A 17,226-nucleotide genomic window follows, 5' to 3' on the forward strand; every position below is an offset into this window, starting at 1 on the left:
AATGGCCTTAGGAAGAACCCCGCTTACCGCGGGGTTCTTCTGCGTGTGCCGGCTGAACGGTGCTTCCGTTATGAAGCCCGCCTTGAAGCAGGATGTGCTCATAGGGCAGTGAAGGGTTGGCAATCCGCCACAGCATCCGGTCAGCCGCACGGCCGCCGGTTTCCTTCACAGGCAGCGTGGGCCGGGCGATGTCCGGAATAATGTTCCGCAGGGACGGCTCCGGTTCCAGACCCATCAGGGAGTAGTCCCCCGGAATGTGCTTGCCGGTGGTTTGACAAGCCAGATAGACACGGGTCAAGGCTTGTTCCGAGGCGCAGATGAAGGCCGTGGGACTATACGCTTCGGTCTGGCGCTTCCATAACGCCGTCCATTCCTCCTGCGGCAGATTCATTTCAAAGATATGGGAGTCCGGCTCCACCTGAAGCCCGGCTGCTTCCAATGTCATGCAGAAGGCCTGCCAGCGCAGCTGGTAGCCCCGGCTCAGCCACGGATTTCCAATGTACATAATCCTGCGGTGCCCCATGGCGATCAGATGTCTGGCGGATTGCTGCATGGCGTCATGGACATTCCAGATCACACTGTCCACGTTTGCACCGGGAGGGGGGAAATTGAGCAGAATCCGGGGCATTTTTAGCTGGATCAGATGTGCCTCTACGGATTCCTCAATCACCGGACTAATAAAAATGCCGTCTGCATATGAGAGATTATGTTTGTTCTCCCACCCGGTGAAGGCTTTTGCCGGCTGAAGTCCTTCCGGGACGAATAATAGTTCTACCTTGTGGCCTGCCTCGCCCAGCCGGTGCTGCACACTCTCCAGGAGAATATGGTGCAGCGGGGACTGCAGACCCTGCCTGGCGGCGATCAGAAAGATGAAACGGCGGCTTGGTCCGGAGTAGACAGGAGTGTTCTCGAACAAAAGACTGCGCTCCTGCTCCTTGGTGTGATAGCCGAGCTTTTGCGCCAGCAGGAGCACTTCATTTCGGGTGTACTCCGACATGCCGGGGAGGCCCCGGAGGGCCTTGGACACCGTATGGACCGTCAGGCCCAGCTCGGTGGCGAGATGCTGCAGCGTTACTTTTTTGCGGATGGGCATCAGGCAAGTCACTCCTATAAATGAAACAAAAGTGTAAGTAAAATGAGGCTTTGATTTCATTATATAATAAGTGCAGTTCATAAGATAACAAGGAGGCCGATGAAATGAAGACAATCACAGTTCCAGCAGATCAGATCCCGGTAAGCCGTGAAGTGGAGGTGCTGGTCGCCGGAGGGGGGCCTGCCGGGATCGCCGCCGCCATCGCTGCGGCCAGGAACGGGGCATCCGTTCTGATCGTAGAGCAGAGAGGGTATCTGGGAGGAATGGGAACGGCGGCACTCGTTCCGGCATTCTGCCCTTATACGGATCATGAGAAGCCGGTCGTGCGCGGGATCGGCCTGGAGCTTTTGGAGAGTATGAAGCAGGCCTGCGGCCCGGATTACATGAGCAGATACGGAGAGCAGCTGGACTGGGTGCCCATTGACGCGGAAGTGCTCAAGCGGGTCTATGAAGCCAAGGTGCTTGAGAGCGGTGCCGGATTGCTGTACCATACCGTGGTTTCCCAGGTAGTTATGGGCGCGGACGGCTCCCGCGTAGACGGGGTGGTGATTGTTAATAAAAGCGGCCGCTCCTACATTGGGTGCCGCTATGTAATTGATGCTACCGGTGATGCGGATATCGCGGCAATGTCCGGAGTTGCCTTCCAGAAAGGCGGGGAGCAGGGCGAGCTGCAGCCGGGAACGCTTTGTTATGTATTAAGCGATGTGAGCTATAGCCGGTTCCATGAATATCTGAAGCGGACCGGGGATACCGGCCAGATTCCGGCTCTGGTCCAGAAGGCGCAGGCAGCAGGGGATCTTCCGCAAGGGCGCAAGGAAGTGTCGGGTTTTTCCTGGATATCGGATACACTGGTCGGGGTGAACTTTGGGCATATCTTCGGGATCGACGGGACCCAGGCGGAGGATTTGACCCGGGGGGCGATTGAAGGAAGGCAGGGGATTAAGGTGCAGCTGGATTTCCTGCGCAAATACGTGCCGGGTTTTGAACAAGCGCATCTCGTGACCTCCGGGGAGCAGATCGGCATCCGGGAAACCCGGCGGATCACGGGCGATTATACGCTGGTGAAGGAGGATTTCATGAGTATGAAATCCTTCCCTGATGATATCGCCAGAAATTCGTATTTCATTGATGTTCATCTGGCGGACTCCCAGTCACAGATGGATATTCAGCATTTGCCGAGCGGCAGATCACACGGTGTGCCTTACCGGGCGCTGCTGCCCGTTGGCGTCGACAACCTGTGGGTTGCCGGACGGGCCGCTTCTTCGGACCGGGTGGTGCAGGGTTCGCTCCGCGTCATGCCGAACTGCTTCGCCATGGGCCAGGCGGCAGGCACCGCCGCCTATCTGGCCGGCGCTTCGTCCATGACTTCACGCGAGGTTCCAATCCGCGAGCTGCAAAATCTGCTGGTCCGGCAGGGGGCCTGGCTCGGTGAGGAGGTACACACGGCACTGAATATCTGATCTGGTGGAGGCTCTTTTCCTCTTCGCCTCACTTTTTGCATAATAAATCATTTTCGCTGCAGGCAAATTTCCCGAAATGGGAGTTTGCCTTTTTTTCATTTAAAATAGATAACAAATAAAATATAATAAAAACAAAAATAACAAATTGAAGACCAGAAAAAACAATTGAAACCATCGTTTTAGGTTTGGAAACGATTTATAATAGGCTTGTAAGCGATAACATCATCACTTTTCAAGCGAAAGCGGGTACAAACCATCTTTTCTGAAGTATACATCGTTGATTTGTGATGATTTTTGTTAGCTTTTTGTTATTGTTATTTCAAGGTTCAAAATGAAGAGAGGGGTCAACAAACAATGAAGAAAACCAAAGCAGTTACCAGCCTGGCGGCATTGACACTGATGGCTGGTTTGTTCGCAGGCTGTTCATCGAACAACAATAATGCCGGCAATGCAGCAGCAACCAATGCAGGCAATACCGGAACAAACACCGAGGCGGCAGCAGCCCCTGAAGGCGGCGCAGCTAAAGATATCAAAGGTGAGATCACGGTTATCACCCAGAGAACGGATATTGTTGATACCGTATTCAAGGATTTCGCCGCAAAGTTCAATGAAAAATATCCGGATGTCAAAGTGAACTTCGAAGCGCTGTCCAGCTACGAGGATCAGATCAAAATCCGCATGAGCACCAATGACTATGGCGATGTGCTGCTGCTGCCTACAAGCGTAGCGATCAAGGATCTGCCAGACTTCTTTGAGCCGCTGGGTAAGATGTCCGATCTGGAGAAGCAATATACCGGTCTGGAGGAACGCGCTGTGGACGGAATCGCTTATGGAATTCCAACTACAGTTAACTACTCCGGGGTTATCTACAACAAACAAGTGTTCAAAGATGCCGGAATTACGGAGATCCCCAGAACCTTTGATGAGTTCAACGCAGCTCTGAAAAGCATCAAGGATAAGACCGACGCAATTCCGCTCTACACGAACTATGCAGCTGGCTGGACGCTGACCCAATGGGAAGCGGATCTGGCTACCGTAGCCGGTGACCGGGATTATGTCAACATCGGACAAGTAGCCTCTGATGATAACTTTGTTAAAGGCCAGCCTCACTATGACTTGTACAAATTAATGTACGATGCAGCCAAAAATGGCCTGATCGAAGAAGATCCAACTACAACGGACTGGGAATCCTCCAAAGCCGATTTGGCTAACGGCAAAATTGGTACGATGATGCTCGGTTCGTGGGCTATCGGGCAGATCAAAGGGGTTGCTGCCAACCCTGATGATATTGGCTTCATGCCTTTCCCGACCAACGCCAAAAAAATTCTTGTTCCATTGTCTGACGATTATACGCTCGGCGTAAGCATCCACAGCAAGAATAAGGAAGCCGCGAGAGCATGGGTGGATTGGTTCATTAACGAATCAGGCTATCCTACAAATGACGGCGGCGGTATGAGCCCGGTTAAAGGCGCTGAGCTTCCGGAAATGCTGAAACAATTTGAAGGCACGGATGTTACATTTGACACCCTTGCCCCTGCCAAAGCCGGTGAAGAAGGCTGGGTTGACGCTATTGATAAACAAGCTGAGATTGGCCTCTGGCAGCCTGACTTCAAGAAAGTCATTATCGAAGCCGCCATCGGTAACCGCAAAGATTCCTTTGATGACATTATGAAAGACCTGAATGACAAGTGGAAAGAGGCAAGAGCTAAAATTACCTCTGGCAAATAAGACTTAATAATTTTTACCGCAGAAGTGAGGACAGACTCAAAAGAACGGGAAGGTGCCTTAGCAGGCATTTTCCCCTTCACTTATGCGACGGAGAAGGATTAGGAGTAGTAAGCATGTGTTCTTAGGAGGTGTGGAGAGTGCCCAAATTGTCCAACATGAGCTACAAAAATCAACGTATATTGATCATCTTTTTATTTTCACTGGTTCCCGTTGTCCTGCTGCTGACGTTTTCCTATTTGCCCGTGTTCAAAATGTTCCAGTACAGCTTCACAAGCTGGAATGGATTTAGTAAAAATATGGAGTATGTCGGCTTTGACAACTACAAAACAATCTTCACCAAACCCGAGTATTTCGCCGTGTTCAAGGTCAGCTTGTATTATTTCTTTGCCACCTTTGTCCAAATGGGGCTGGCGCTTTATTTTGCCACCATTCTAAGCTTTAACGTCCGCATGAAGAACTGGTTCAAAGGAATCCTGTTTTTTCCGACATTGCTGAACGGCGTGGCTATCGGTTTTATCTTCCTGTTTTTCTTCAAGCCGGAAGGAACACTGAATACCATCCTTGATCTCGTCGGGCTTGGAGCCTGGCAGCAGAAGTGGCTGCTGAATCCCCAGCTGATCAATATCTCCCTCGCCTTTGCTTCGGTATGGAGATACATGGGGATGAACTTTATCATCTTCCTTGGAGCGATTTCCTCTATCGGCGGCGATATTTACGAAGCTTCGGAAATTGACGGCGCCAACCGCTGGCACCAGTTCAGACACATTATTATTCCGAGCATCAAACGCATATTGCAGCTCAATCTGATCCTCGCGGTGAGCGGAGCGATCGGTGTGTTCGAAATTCCGTATGTCATGACTGGCGGTTCCAATGGCAGCGGCACTTTTGTCATCCAGACCGTCGATGTGGCCTTTAAATACAGCAAGCTGGGACTAGCCTCGGCAATGGCTGTAGTGCTTCTGGGAATTGTGGTTCTTGTCACCGTTCTGCAGCGTGTTCTGATTAAGGAGGAGAAGTAAGAACTATGCATACTCTAAAATATAACTTAGCCTCTTTCTTCAAATACCTCACTTTGATTTTGGGAGCGCTGATGGCGCTGGTGCCGATCGTCGTCGTCTTTTTTGCCTCTTTAAAAACGAATAAAGAATATGCGTCGACAGGCCCGCTTACCCTGCCGGAAAACTGGCTGAATTTTTCTAACTATTCCAAAGCATTTATCGACGGGAATATGCTGCTCGGCTTCATGAACACGATTATTATCGTGCTGATTTCCATTGCTGGTGCTACCCTGACCGGTTCCATGATGGCTTACATTTTGGCCCGGTTCAGATTCAAGGGCAGCAAGCTGCTCATGGGCGCTTTTCTGCTTGCCACGCTGATTCCCGGAGTAACCACCCAAGTGGCTACCTTCCAGATCATCAACTCGCTGGAATTGTTCAACACCCGTTGGGCGCCGATTCTGATGTATCTGGGTACGGATATTATCGCTGTTTATATTTTCATGCAGTTCCTGGACTCCATTTCCGAATCGCTCGACGAATCTGCAATGCTGGACGGAGCGTCTTACTGGACCATCTACTGGAGAATTATTCTCCCGCTGCTCAGTCCGGCTATTGTAACAGTGATTATCGTCAAGGGCGTTAACATCTATAACGATTTCTACACGCCTTTCCTGTACATGCCTAAAAGCAGCCTGCAGGTGGTCTCCACCGCGCTGTTCAAGTTCAAGGGTCCGTACGGTTCACAGTGGGAGGTTATCTGTGCCGCCATTATGATCGCAATTATACCGACACTGATCGCCTTTATCGCTTTGCAGAAATACATCTACAACGGTTTTGCGCAAGGGTCGGTAAAATAAGGCCTGACAGACCGTAGTTGATTGCAGCAGAGCATTCAGAATATCCGCGTTTTGCAAGAATATAATAACCGCAGCATGCGCTGCTAAAATTTGGAGGGACTTTATTATGAAAGAAGTTAAGCTGACCGCAAGCCAGAATATTCCCAATATGCCTTGGCAGGACAGACCGGCCGGGAATGACAATCCGGTATGGAGACACAGTGACAATCCGGTAATCAAGCGCAATCCGGCTAAGGGGGTCGCGCGTATTTTCAACAGTGCTGTTGTGGCTTATGAAGGCAGCTTTTTGGGCGTATTCCGTGTTGAAGACAACACCACCCGTCCTCATCTGCGAATGGGGCACAGTGTGGACGGCCTGGATTGGAAAATTGACGATGAACCGATTCAGTTTGTAGACGAAGCCGGCGAACCGTATATGCCGCGTTACGCGTATGATCCGCGTCTGGTCAAGGTTGAAGATACGTATTACATCATCTGGTGTACGGATTTCTACGGGGCCGCGATCGGTGTAGCCAAAACCCGGGATTTCAAAACCTTCATCAGTCTGGAAAATCCGTTCCTGCCGTTCAACCGCAACGGTGTGCTGTTCCCCAGAAAAATCAATGGCAATTTCGTGATGCTGTCCCGTCCGAGCGACAGCGGGCATACACCTTTTGGTGATGTGTTCCTGAGTGAAAGCCCGGATTTCGTGTACTGGGGCAAACACCGCCATGTCATGACCAAAGGCGGGCAAGGCTGGTGGCAGAGCACCAAAATCGGCGGCGGCCCTGCACCTATCGAAACTACCGAAGGCTGGCTGATGTTCTATCACGGCGTTACCGGAACCTGCAACGGCCTTGTGTACAGCATGGGCGCTGTTATCCTCGATAAGGATGAGCCGTCCAAGGTCAAATACCGTTCCAAAAACTTCGTGCTTACCCCGGAAGAATGGTACGAGGAAAGAGGTTTCGTGAACAACGTGCTCTTCCCTTGCGCTACCCTGAATGATGCTGAAACCGGCCGTATCGCCATCTATTATGGCGCCGCCGACACCTATGTAGGCCTTGCTTACACTACCGTCGAAGAAATCGTCAATTACGTGATCGCAACCCATGAGGAAGTCGGCGACGACGCCGGATTGGGCAAGATCTAATCCAACCCTAAGGAGGATTTCTAATGACGTCAGAAAGATCTCTGACCCAGCTAAAAGCTTACGAAGGCTCCAGCCCGAAGCCTGCGGATTTTGATTCATTCTGGGAACGCGCCCTGCGTGATCTTGATGCCCAGACCTTGGACTACGAACTGCTGCCTGCGGAATTTACCAGCGAGCTGGCCGAATGTTTTCATTTGTATTTTACCGGCGTGGGCGGTGCCAAAGTGCACTGCAAATATGTCAGACCGAAGAAGGCGGAGCAGGCGAAAGGGCCTGGCGTGGTCATGTTCCACGGCTATTCCTGCGACAGCGGCGACTGGATGGAAAAGGTTGCTTATGCCGCGCACGGCATCAGTGTGCTCGCAATGGATTGCCGCGGACAAGGCGGGTTGTCCGAAGACAACCTTAAGGTGCAAGGCACAACCATCCGGGGCCACATTATCCGGGGGATCGATGATCCGGATCCGGACAAGCTGTATTACCGGAACGTGTTTCTGGATACCGCCCAGACCGCACGGATTTTGATGAATATGCCGGAAGTGGACTCTGAACGGGCCGGGGCATTCGGCCTCTCCCAAGGCGGAGCGCTTACGGTCGCCTGCGCTGCCCTTGAGCCGCGGATCAGGCTGGCCGTTCCGGTCTATCCGTTCCTTTCCGATTACAAACGGGCGTGGGAGCTGGATATCACGACTTCTGCTTATGAGGAGATTAACTATTATTTCCGCTTTTTTGATCCTCATCATGAACGGGAGGAAGCAATTTTTAACCGGCTCGGGTACATCGACATTCAGAATCTGGCAGGCCGGATCCGGGCCAAAGTGCTGTGGGTGACCGGACTTGCAGATACGATCTGCCCGCCTTCGACGCAATTCGCTGCATACAATAAAATCACAGCAACAAAAGAGCTGATGGTATATCATGAATATGGTCATGAGTATCTTCCATATCTTTCCGATCGGGTGCTACAGACCTTCATGACCTTGTAACGGGGGGCCGTGCAAGAATATTGTAGATCTGGCGGTGATTTTTTTGAGTAAACAGGCAGCAGACAGCAAAGGATTTCTTACTCGGCTGCATCCCTCCAAGTCGCTGGGGGTGCGGCTTTTTCTCGTGTTTTTTATCGCGACCATGGGAATTGTATTATCCCTTGGGTATACCTCGTACTCCGTTGCCAGACAAACCATTGAGAACAACGCCCTGTCATCCAATCAGCAGACCGTTGAACAAACGGCAGAGAAGCTTGACGTAATCCTGCTGCGTTTTGAAGACAGTTTGGGGCAGCTTTTTTACAATAGGGATATTCAGGAGGCAGTTCGTCAAGGAAGTATCTCCACTGCCAGCAGCGCTGAACGGAACAGCCAAACGGAACGGATTAATAGTGAATTAGACCGCTGGATCACTTCGGTAAAGGGAGTGCAGGCCGTATACTTGGTACCCTTGAAGAATGAGTTTCCAGTGTCTGCTACGGGAACAAAAGATAACGCTTTTATGAAAGGCATCCGGGAGGCTTCCTGGTTCAAGCAGCTGAAAGAGAAGCCCCACAGCTTATGGATTACACAAGGATTGAAGCAGGGGGATACATCGGGCGTATTTCATTTTGCCAAATCCATGGCAGATGAATCCGGCGGGACAGGCTATATCGCAGTCTGCGATATCAGTACCAAAGAATTGGACAGCCAGCTGAGCAAGGTCAACCTCGGGCTGGATTCCTACATCCAGCTTCTGACCAGCAAGGACGAGCTGATTGCTTCCTCCCAGCAGCAGACGGATTCTTATCTTCGCCTGGGCGGAACATTGTTCAAAGGTCTGACTGAAGCATCGGGGTCTTTGCCAACCCAGGACGAAAAAGGCAAATCCATTCTCGCCGTATATGGCACACTGCAGAGTTCGGGCTGGAGAGTACTGGGCGTTGTGCCTTCGGAGAATCTGGTCAAAGATGCAGGCCGTATTCTGGGAACGACCTACATTGCTGTTGCCGCCGCAGCCCTTATCGCGATTCTGATCGGCTTATGGATGGTCAGAATGGTATCCCGGCCGCTCTCACGGCTCAGGGATCTGATGTTCCAGGGGGCGGAAGGCGATCTGCGGGTGCGGACCAGCGTTGCTTCCCGTGATGAAATCGGCCAGCTGTCGTCTTCCTTCAATGTGATGATGGAGCGGATCACGGAACTGGTGGTTCATACCAACGAGACGGCACGCGAAGTCCTCGAAACAGCAGATGCGCTGGGCAATGCTTCGCGCAAGACGGCTGCGTCGGCCAAGGATATTGCAGCGGCGACCGAAGAGATTGCCGGAGGAGCCGGAAGTCTTGCGCTGGAAGCGGACCGCGGCAATGAGATGACGGCGCAGATATCCGAACGGATGGATATGGTGATATCTGCTGCCCGCGAGATGGGCAGCATGGCACATCATGTGGGACAATCCAGTGAGGAAGGTGTCGTGAAGCTGCAGGAACTGCTGCACCAGACGTATACCACAGGCACCATGACTGATAAGCTGGTGATGAAGGTCAATGACCTGAAGGATACCGCTTCCTCCGTCATGAAAGTGCTGGAGGCTATGCAGAGCATTACGCAGCAGACGAATATTCTGTCGCTGAACGCCTCCATTGAAGCCGCACGCGCAGGCGAAGCGGGCAGAGGGTTTACAGTTGTGGCCGATGAAATCCGCCAGCTGTCCGAACAGTCCAAACGCTCCATTGCGATGGCGGCGGAAATAACGGATAAGATCATGACGGATATGCATGAGACTGTTGCGGCCCTGTCAGAGGTATCGCCCCTGTTTGACGAGCAGATCGTTTCAGTCCGCAACACAAGCGAAATCTTTGTCTCTGTACAGGGACAAATGAATCATTTTATTTCCCGTCTGGATTCTGTAGGAGCCTCAATTGAGGGGCTGAATCAATCCCAGTATGTGCTGTCGGATGCGATAAGCAACGTCAGCTCTTTTGCCGAGGAATCATCGGCTGCTTCACAGGAAGTGGCCTCTCTCAGCGGGGAACAGCAGAATGTGAGCGATTATCTCGTGGACCTTTCTGCCCAGTTGGAGAATGCTTCCTCGATGCTGAAGGAAAGACTCTCAAAGTTCACGGTGTAAACAGGTTGCTGAGTGAATGTGCAGCTGCCGCCGTATGAAATGTTAAGAGTACCCACTCAAATCTATAACCCGGACCGTTTCTTCCAACAGGGAGAGGCGGTTTTTGTTATTATTTTGGGATTTACTCTTATGCTGTACAAGTTGGATAAGATACAGGGAAAGTAAGGGATAAGTGATAATGGGGTGTATCAAGCTGAACCTGTGGAGTCTTTTTTGCTGGAGGGGGCTGGGGAGAAATTGAAGGCGGCTGAGAGGACGGGGGCTTAAAGGAAGCTATAGTGGAATTAGTATACTTAATTGAACAAAATATCCTCATAAAGAGGAATTAGTGGGAAAAAGTAGAGTTATTTCAGCAAATTGACCTGAAAAGCGGCGCATCGGCTGAATTAGTTATCCTTTTTCCAACTAGCACTACCTCGGAAACCGGATCGGGAGGAATTAAGTTTACTTTTTCCACTTAAACTTACTGCTTGGTCCAAGTAGAAATATTTTAACTCGCCTAAGCTATGTGTTCGTCCCTAGGTATACTTTTGATTTCAAGCGTGGATAATGTTAAAAGGTTTTATTCGTAATCTGTGGTTAATGGGGGGATTGGGTTGACGTACCAAGAGGTATACGACCTTCACGAGCAGCTGCTTTTAATCTATGAAAAAAACAGGAAGTCTCCAAGTCCATATCAGCGGGAAATCAATCATTACAAGAGGCAATTTTATATCGCCCAAGATATTGTCCAGCGGATATACGTATTGAATCAGTTAATCATCCTCCATGAGAAGAGCAGGGAAGAGCAGATTAAATGGTGTTCTAAAGAGTATTTTAATTGAACCCTATCACGGAATAAATAGGAGTCCTGATGATCAAGAAATCCTTGATGATCAGGGCTTTTTTTAAAAGGCACCGGGCCTGCATCACCGGACAACCAAGCCGGCAATAAGTCAGGTAATAAATCCGCAACGTGGGCATAATAGATGCCATGAAGTCCATCTGCCGAATAGGGTATCATTGGAGGAATGGCTTTGCACAAGCTTATTCATAAACGTATTTTTTGGGGCTCGCTTATCCTGTGTTTGCTGGTGGCGGTGCTGATCGTCCGGCTGGCTTGGGTACAGTTGCTTCTGAAGGACCGCAAAGTACCGGGGGCGAAATACTCCATGGCCCAGATGGCCGCGATCCAGAGTGAGCGGGAGGTGGTGCTCGACAGCGGCCGGGGGCGGCTGTACGACCGCAGCGGCCAGCCGCTGGCCGGCGAAACGGTGTGGACGGCGGCTTTTTTCCCCCGGGACGAAGCGGAAGCGGACGCAGAGGAGAGTGCTGCCGGCAAAGAGAAGCTGCGGCAGCTTGCCACAGTGCTGGGAGTGACCTACGAGCAGCTTCAGGCTGAACGCAGCGGGCTGAAAGAGCCGCTGCTCTGGCCTTCAGGCAGCGGCAAAAATCCGCTGGAGCTGACGCCGGGGCAGGCTAAAGCGGTTGAAGCGCTGGCCGTCGGCGGTGTGCGGGCGCTGCCTTTTGCCCGCCGGTATACAGGGGAAGCAACAGGCCGCCAATGGCTGGGCTACCTGTCGGAAGCAAAAGCGGCGGAGGCGAAGGAATCACCGACCGGTCTGAGAGTTCCCTGGACGGGAACCGCCGGTCTGGAGAGGACGCTGGAGCCGCTTATGCAGGGGGTGGGCCATACCGAAGCTTATGCCCAGGTGGATGCGCGCGGCAGCCGTCTTCCTGACAGTCCCATTAAAGTGAGAGCGCCGGGGAATCCTTATTATCCGCTGTCTTTGTACACGACCATAGACAAGAAGCTTCAGGAGAATATTGAGAAGCTCGCTGTGAAATCCGGAGTCAAAGAAGGCGCTGTAGTGGTGCTGGATGCCACTACCGGTGATATTGAAGCCATGGTTTCATTGCCGTTCTATAATCCGGCGCAGATTTCGCCGGAAGGAGGCGAGTGGAACAACCGGGCGCTTCAGGCTGCGGTTCCCGGCTCTATCTTCAAGATTGTAACTGCCGCTGCGGCACTGGAAGCCGGTGTGACTTCCCCTGAGGAAAAGTTCTATTGCTCCGGGCATTACGGTAAATATGGCTTGTCCTGCCTGAATGGGAAAGGACACGGCTCCCTTACCATGGCGCAAGGGTTCGCCGTGTCCTGCAATACCGTATTTGCCTCCCTGGCTGAGCGGCTCAGCGGAGCCCAGCTGCAGTCCGCCGCACTGGCGCTGGGGCTTGGCCGGGATATCAGCTGGCAAGCGGAAAATACGCTGGGCCTGCCGCTGCTCCGTCCGCTGTCCGGGGAACAGCCGGGGGCGATCTTTACCACTCTGCTGCCCGATGACGGCGGGGCGAGGGTGCAGACGGCGATTGGCCAGCGCGATGTCCGGGTCACGCCGCTTCAGGCGGCCAACCTGCTGGTTACGCTGCTGCACGGCGGAGAAGTCCATGCGCCGCGTATACTCCAGCGGGTGGCCTTCGCCAACGGACAGACGCTGAAAGAGCTTCCAGGTCACTTAGCCCCGTCTCCCCAGGGCCGAATCTCGCCGCCGACAGCCCATGTGCTGCTCTCCCTGCTGCGGAAGGTTGTCACCGGGGGAACCGGCAAAAGCCTGCAGGGCAGTAAATGGCCCCTTGCAGGCAAGTCAGGTACAGCCCAGACATGGGTGAAGGGCATGCCCCGCAATAACCAGTGGTTCATCGGCTACGGACCGGTCGGGCATCCCCGATTTGCAGTGTCCGTCCTGGTGGAGAATGTGGCCCCCGGGAGCCCGCATGCGGCCACGAGGTTGTTTGGTCAGGTGTTTGATCTGCTGGCGGAATCCTCCGGCGCGTGAGTCCCGTCTGAATCACCCGAAACGGCCTCGCCTCCTGGAGTGGACGGCTCACCTGACGCTGCGAATGGCGAGACAATGAACTCTTCCTTCGGCAGGAAAATCCAGCGCTGTAGATAGCCCTGCTGAAGCAGTTCCTTGAGCAGTATGAGCAGGATCGGCGAGAGAATCAAGCCCGCGAAGCCAAAGATGGAGCTGGACAGAATAACGAACGACAGCATCAGGAAGGCGGAGGATACGCCGATGGAATTACCGGTGATCTTCGGCTCCAGCAGCTGCCGCACAATCAGCACCACCGCAAGCAGCACAATCAGGCCTATGGCCAGCGTGGTGTTGCCGATAATGAACAGATATACAATCCAGGGAATCAGTATCGTTGATACGCCGAGCAGCGGCAGCACATCAAATATGGCGCAGACCAAGGCCATAGTGATTTCATTGCCGCTTCTGAGAATAAAGAGCCCGGCCAGAACTATGACGAAGGTGATGCTGATTAGAATCAGCTGTGCTTTGAGATAGGACCCGATGGCCTTGAAGACATTTCCCTGCAGAAAAGCATAAGCTGTCTTAAATGTTTTGGGCATCTTGTCATGGGCGATTTTGCGCCAGTCCTTAATCTCCATGCTGAGAAAAAAGGCGAGAATAATCGCGATGCCGAAATTAGCCATAAATGAAGAGAAGGAGCCAAGCACTCCGATCATATATTTAAGGAAGATGACCAGCCAGCCCGAAAGCACATTGGTGGCTTGTTTAAAATACCCGTTGATTTTGTCGGTAAGGTCCGGCGGAAGCGCCTCAACCTTGTGCTGCAAATAATTGGTCGTCTCAGCAAATTGCTGCTGGACTATATATGTATATCTGGGCAGATCATCCTGGAACTTAAGAGCCTGCATCGTAATGAGCAGCCCGGCGCCGAACAACACGCCCAGCAGCACAATCAGGAACAGGATAACTGAAACCGCGGAAGCAAACGGTTTGGCCATTCCCCGGCGGTTCAGAAAACGGGCCAGCGGCTCGATCATCAGAAATACAAAAAATGATAAGAACACAGGCGCGGCAAGCCGGTACACCGTACTGAAAGCGAGCATCACAAGATATACGGTAAGCACGACTAAACCGATGTCGAATATGGTGCGCCAATATTTTTTGTACAGCGGCAACATGAATATGAACGACTCCTTTTTAGATAGAATAACAAATTCAACTTTAATTCATTGTACACGATTTTAACAAAAAAGCGTCTTTTTCTTTGATACCTGTGTTAAAATAGGGGGTAACGTTTTTTCGTGGGATTCTGCCTACTTAAAAACCGCGGGGCATACTTCACTCTACTTGGCCGTATCACTGAATCTGCTTGCAGACCTAACGCGAGCCAAAGTCAACTCTGGAAAAGCGGGGAATTTATATGCAGACTTTGCTGCTCTGGTTATTTTATATTTCAACATTTTATGCCTTTATCCCTGGGATGATCAGCCGGATATTCGGATATCGTGTCTTCCGCAAAGGGATTGGCCGCAGTGAATTTGCGCTTACTTTTGACGACGGGCCGGACTCGCTCTATACACCGCTGCTGCTTGATCTGCTGAAACGCTACGGTGCCAAAGCCACTTTTTTTGTCGTCGGCTCCCATGCTGAACAGAACCCGGAAATAATCAAGCGCATGCATGATGAAGGGCATTTGATCGGAATCCATAATTACGTTCACAAGACGAACTGGCTGATGCGTCCGGCTACTGTCAAACGCCAGATCCAGCACACAGATGACATTATTTTCAGTATTACCGGTGAACGGAGCACTTATTACCGTCCGCCCTGGGGAATTGTTAATCTGTTCGACTTTTCAAAACGCCGCCAGGTGCAGATTGTGCTGTGGTCGGCAATGTTCGGCGACTGGAAGGAAAAGCTCGGCGCAGACCGGCTGACAGAAAAGCTGCTTGCCAAGCTGAATCCGGGCGAAGTGATGCTGCTGCATGATTGCGGCACCACACTCGGGGCGGACCCGAATGCGCCGGAGCATATGCTGGTCGCCTTGGAGCGGATGCTGCAGGAGGCGGAAGGGCGCGGGCTGCGCAGCATCCGCATCGATGAGATGATCAGGATGGTGCAGAGCTCTCCGGTTCAAAAGCTTTCTTTTGGCAAAAGGCTCCTTGTCGGCTTATGGCTGGCTTGGGAACAGGTATTCCAGCTGATGCTGCGGATTAAGACCATCTCACCGGCAGATCCGTTCCTGCATTACCGCATGCGCAAATATAAGGGCGAGCCTGTACAGATGGAAGGCGGCGAATGGCTGGCCAAAGGCGACAAGGTGATTGAACTGCATATCGACAACAGGCAGCTGTTCGAGCTTGGCATTCATTCCCGTTCCTCGGCGCAGCTGGCGATCCGCATGATCCGCCGGATGGAGAAGGATATGCCGGTGCTGGCGCAGCGGATTGCTGCGGATATTGACCTGGCCGAAGCGAAAGCGCTGTACGGTGTCAGTATGATCAACCGCGGGCCGGAGAAATTCGGGTTCATGGTGCTGGATCTGCCGAAAGGGTGGTTTGCGCGGTCGACCAAGTTTTACCTGAGCATCCTGCTGAGTGTCATCCATCCGGCAGGCGGGGCAAGGCTGAAGGAACGGAGCGAGGTACTGGTTCCCAAAATGATGCTGATGCCCGTCTCCCAGCTGCTTGACCAGATGAACCAGCAGCGCCCGCAGAAACAGGTGAAGCCGCGTGAACAGGTGCGGGAAGAAGACTTGTCCCTGGAAGCCGAGCTGCCGGCAGCCACGGTTGTGCACTAATGATCACTGCTAATTGAAACGAAACAGCAATTATAAGATAAGCTTCTGTGACCCCGGGTTGCAGGAGCTTTTTTTGATTTTTAGGGAACAAGCCGGCAAACTGGCGCTATTATTCGGATGATTTCTAAACTATGAAGGATATTTTGCACCCCGGGGGGCGGGCTATAATTGGAATAATCAATCGAAGTAGAGGCTACCCTGAGGAGGCAGAGCAATGAAAATCAACAGACATCCGGAGAATCCGATTGTCGTTCCGGGCAAGTATGACTGGAGGCTGGCGACGGTGTTCAATCCGGCAGTCATCAAGGACGGCGGCAAGTTTTATATGATTGAGCGGACCGCTGGCTCATTGACCCCGTGCAAAAACTTTCTGGGCCTGCTGGAAAGCGAAGACGGCGTGCATTTTACACATGTGAAGGAGGAGCCGGTGGTCACCCCCGATATGCTCGGCTTTCCTTACGGCAGCGTGCAGGACCCGCGGATCGTGAAGATCGGAGATATTTTCTACATGACGTTTGCGCTTCGTCCCTGTGCGATGAACTACTACCCGACTGGGACCGGTATTCCTGAACGCTCCATTCCCGAATATCCCGATGGCTGGGGGAAAGAAGAGGGGCACTGGCTGACCCGCTCCATCCTGATGTCTTCCCGCAATTTGACCGACTGGGAATATGTAAGCACGACTACACCGCTGGAGATCAATGACCGCAATAATATGCTGTTCCCGGAGAAGATCGGCGGCAAATACGCGCTGCTGCGCAGGCCGGAGGAGTATATCGGCGAGGCGTACGGAACAGAGCAGGCGGCTATCTGGATTTCCTATTCGGATGATCTGAAGAGCTGGGAAGCGCCAACGCTGCTGGCCAAAGCGGAAAACGGCTGGGAAAATAAAAAAATCGGTGCTTCCACCCCACCGATCCGCACGGAATATGGCTGGCTGCTGCTCTATCACGGCGTAGACAGCGATACGGTGTACCGTTTGGGCGCGATGCTGCTGGATTTGGAGAACCCGTCCAAGGTAATCGCCAGAACGAAGGAATTTATTATGGAGCCGGAGACTTATTATGAAAAATTCGGCTATCAGATTCCCAACGTGATTTTCCCGACCGGCTGTGTGCTTGATAACGGTATTCTCCATATTTACTATGGTGTGACCGATACGGCGATTGCATTGGCTACGGTTCCGCTCTCCGAGATGCTGGAGCATCTGCTAGGGGCGGCTGTGCTGTAGCAGCAGAGGTAATATAACCGCTTGACCCTT

Annotated in this window: 12 protein-coding genes; 10 read left to right on the plus strand and 2 right to left on the minus strand. The window is 52.3% G+C overall.

Translation table 11 applies throughout. The annotated features are described in order from the left end of the window. Positions 1 to 7 precede the first annotated feature (7 nt). Positions 8 to 1,093 carry a LacI family DNA-binding transcriptional regulator gene (locus PRIO_RS09880; RefSeq protein WP_020428269.1) on the minus strand — a complete coding sequence of 362 codons (1,086 nt, stop codon included), beginning with the start codon at positions 1,091 to 1,093 and terminating at the stop codon, positions 8 to 10. A gap of 104 nt (positions 1,094 to 1,197) precedes the next feature. On the opposite strand from PRIO_RS09880, the gene PRIO_RS09885 reads away from it, so the two are divergent. The 8 genes from PRIO_RS09885 to PRIO_RS09925 all read left to right on the plus strand — a co-directional run bounded on the left by PRIO_RS09885 (position 1,198) and on the right by PRIO_RS09925 (position 13,183). Then, entirely contained in the window at positions 1,198 to 2,553 is a 1,356-nt protein-coding gene (locus PRIO_RS09885; RefSeq protein ID WP_020428270.1) for an FAD-dependent oxidoreductase, read from the plus strand. A 354-nt stretch (positions 2,554 to 2,907) separates the two neighbouring features. Further along, on the plus strand, positions 2,908 to 4,281 hold the full coding sequence (locus PRIO_RS09890; protein ID WP_020428271.1) for an ABC transporter substrate-binding protein: 1,374 nt from the start codon (positions 2,908 to 2,910) through the stop codon (positions 4,279 to 4,281). Positions 4,282 to 4,418: 137 nt separating this feature from the next. Beyond that, positions 4,419 to 5,300, plus strand: coding sequence for a carbohydrate ABC transporter permease (locus PRIO_RS09895; protein ID WP_020428272.1), 882 nt, complete (start codon positions 4,419 to 4,421; stop codon positions 5,298 to 5,300). Between the two features lie 5 nt (positions 5,301 to 5,305). Continuing rightward, positions 5,306 to 6,139: a carbohydrate ABC transporter permease gene (locus PRIO_RS09900; protein WP_020428273.1), complete on the plus strand. Its 834-nt coding sequence runs from the start codon at positions 5,306 to 5,308 to the stop codon at positions 6,137 to 6,139. A gap of 106 nt (positions 6,140 to 6,245) precedes the next feature. Then, positions 6,246 to 7,271, plus strand: a complete 1,026-nt coding sequence (locus PRIO_RS09905) for a glycoside hydrolase family 130 protein (protein ID WP_020428274.1) — start codon at positions 6,246 to 6,248, stop codon at positions 7,269 to 7,271. A gap of 23 nt (positions 7,272 to 7,294) precedes the next feature. Continuing rightward, positions 7,295 to 8,257, plus strand: a complete 963-nt coding sequence (locus tag PRIO_RS09910; protein WP_020428275.1) for an acetylxylan esterase — start codon at positions 7,295 to 7,297, stop codon at positions 8,255 to 8,257. 43 nt (positions 8,258 to 8,300) lie between these two features. Further along, positions 8,301 to 10,367, plus strand: a complete 2,067-nt coding sequence (locus PRIO_RS09915; RefSeq protein WP_052741437.1) for a methyl-accepting chemotaxis protein — start codon at positions 8,301 to 8,303, stop codon at positions 10,365 to 10,367. 1,016 nt (positions 10,368 to 11,383) lie between these two features. Next, positions 11,384 to 13,183, plus strand: coding sequence for a peptidoglycan D,D-transpeptidase FtsI family protein (locus PRIO_RS09925; RefSeq protein WP_020428279.1), 1,800 nt, complete (start codon positions 11,384 to 11,386; stop codon positions 13,181 to 13,183). Here PRIO_RS09925 and PRIO_RS09930 read toward each other — a convergent pair. After that, positions 13,144 to 14,343, minus strand: a complete 1,200-nt coding sequence (locus PRIO_RS09930; protein WP_020428280.1) for an AI-2E family transporter — start codon at positions 14,341 to 14,343, stop codon at positions 13,144 to 13,146. The two genes, PRIO_RS09925 and PRIO_RS09930, sit on opposite strands and share 40 nt — an antisense overlap. 242 nt (positions 14,344 to 14,585) lie before the next feature. Between PRIO_RS09930 and PRIO_RS09935 the strand changes: the two genes are divergently transcribed. Further along, entirely contained in the window at positions 14,586 to 15,965 is a 1,380-nt protein-coding gene (locus tag PRIO_RS09935) for a polysaccharide deacetylase family protein (RefSeq protein WP_020428281.1), read from the plus strand. A 214-nt stretch (positions 15,966 to 16,179) separates the two neighbouring features. After that, positions 16,180 to 17,196, plus strand: coding sequence for a glycoside hydrolase family 130 protein (locus tag PRIO_RS09940; RefSeq protein WP_020428282.1), 1,017 nt, complete (start codon positions 16,180 to 16,182; stop codon positions 17,194 to 17,196). Positions 17,197 to 17,226 lie beyond the last annotated feature (30 nt).

Source organism: Paenibacillus riograndensis SBR5, assembly GCF_000981585.1.
In the GTDB taxonomy this organism is placed as follows: Bacteria; Bacillota; Bacilli; order Paenibacillales; family Paenibacillaceae; genus Paenibacillus_AQ; species Paenibacillus_AQ riograndensis.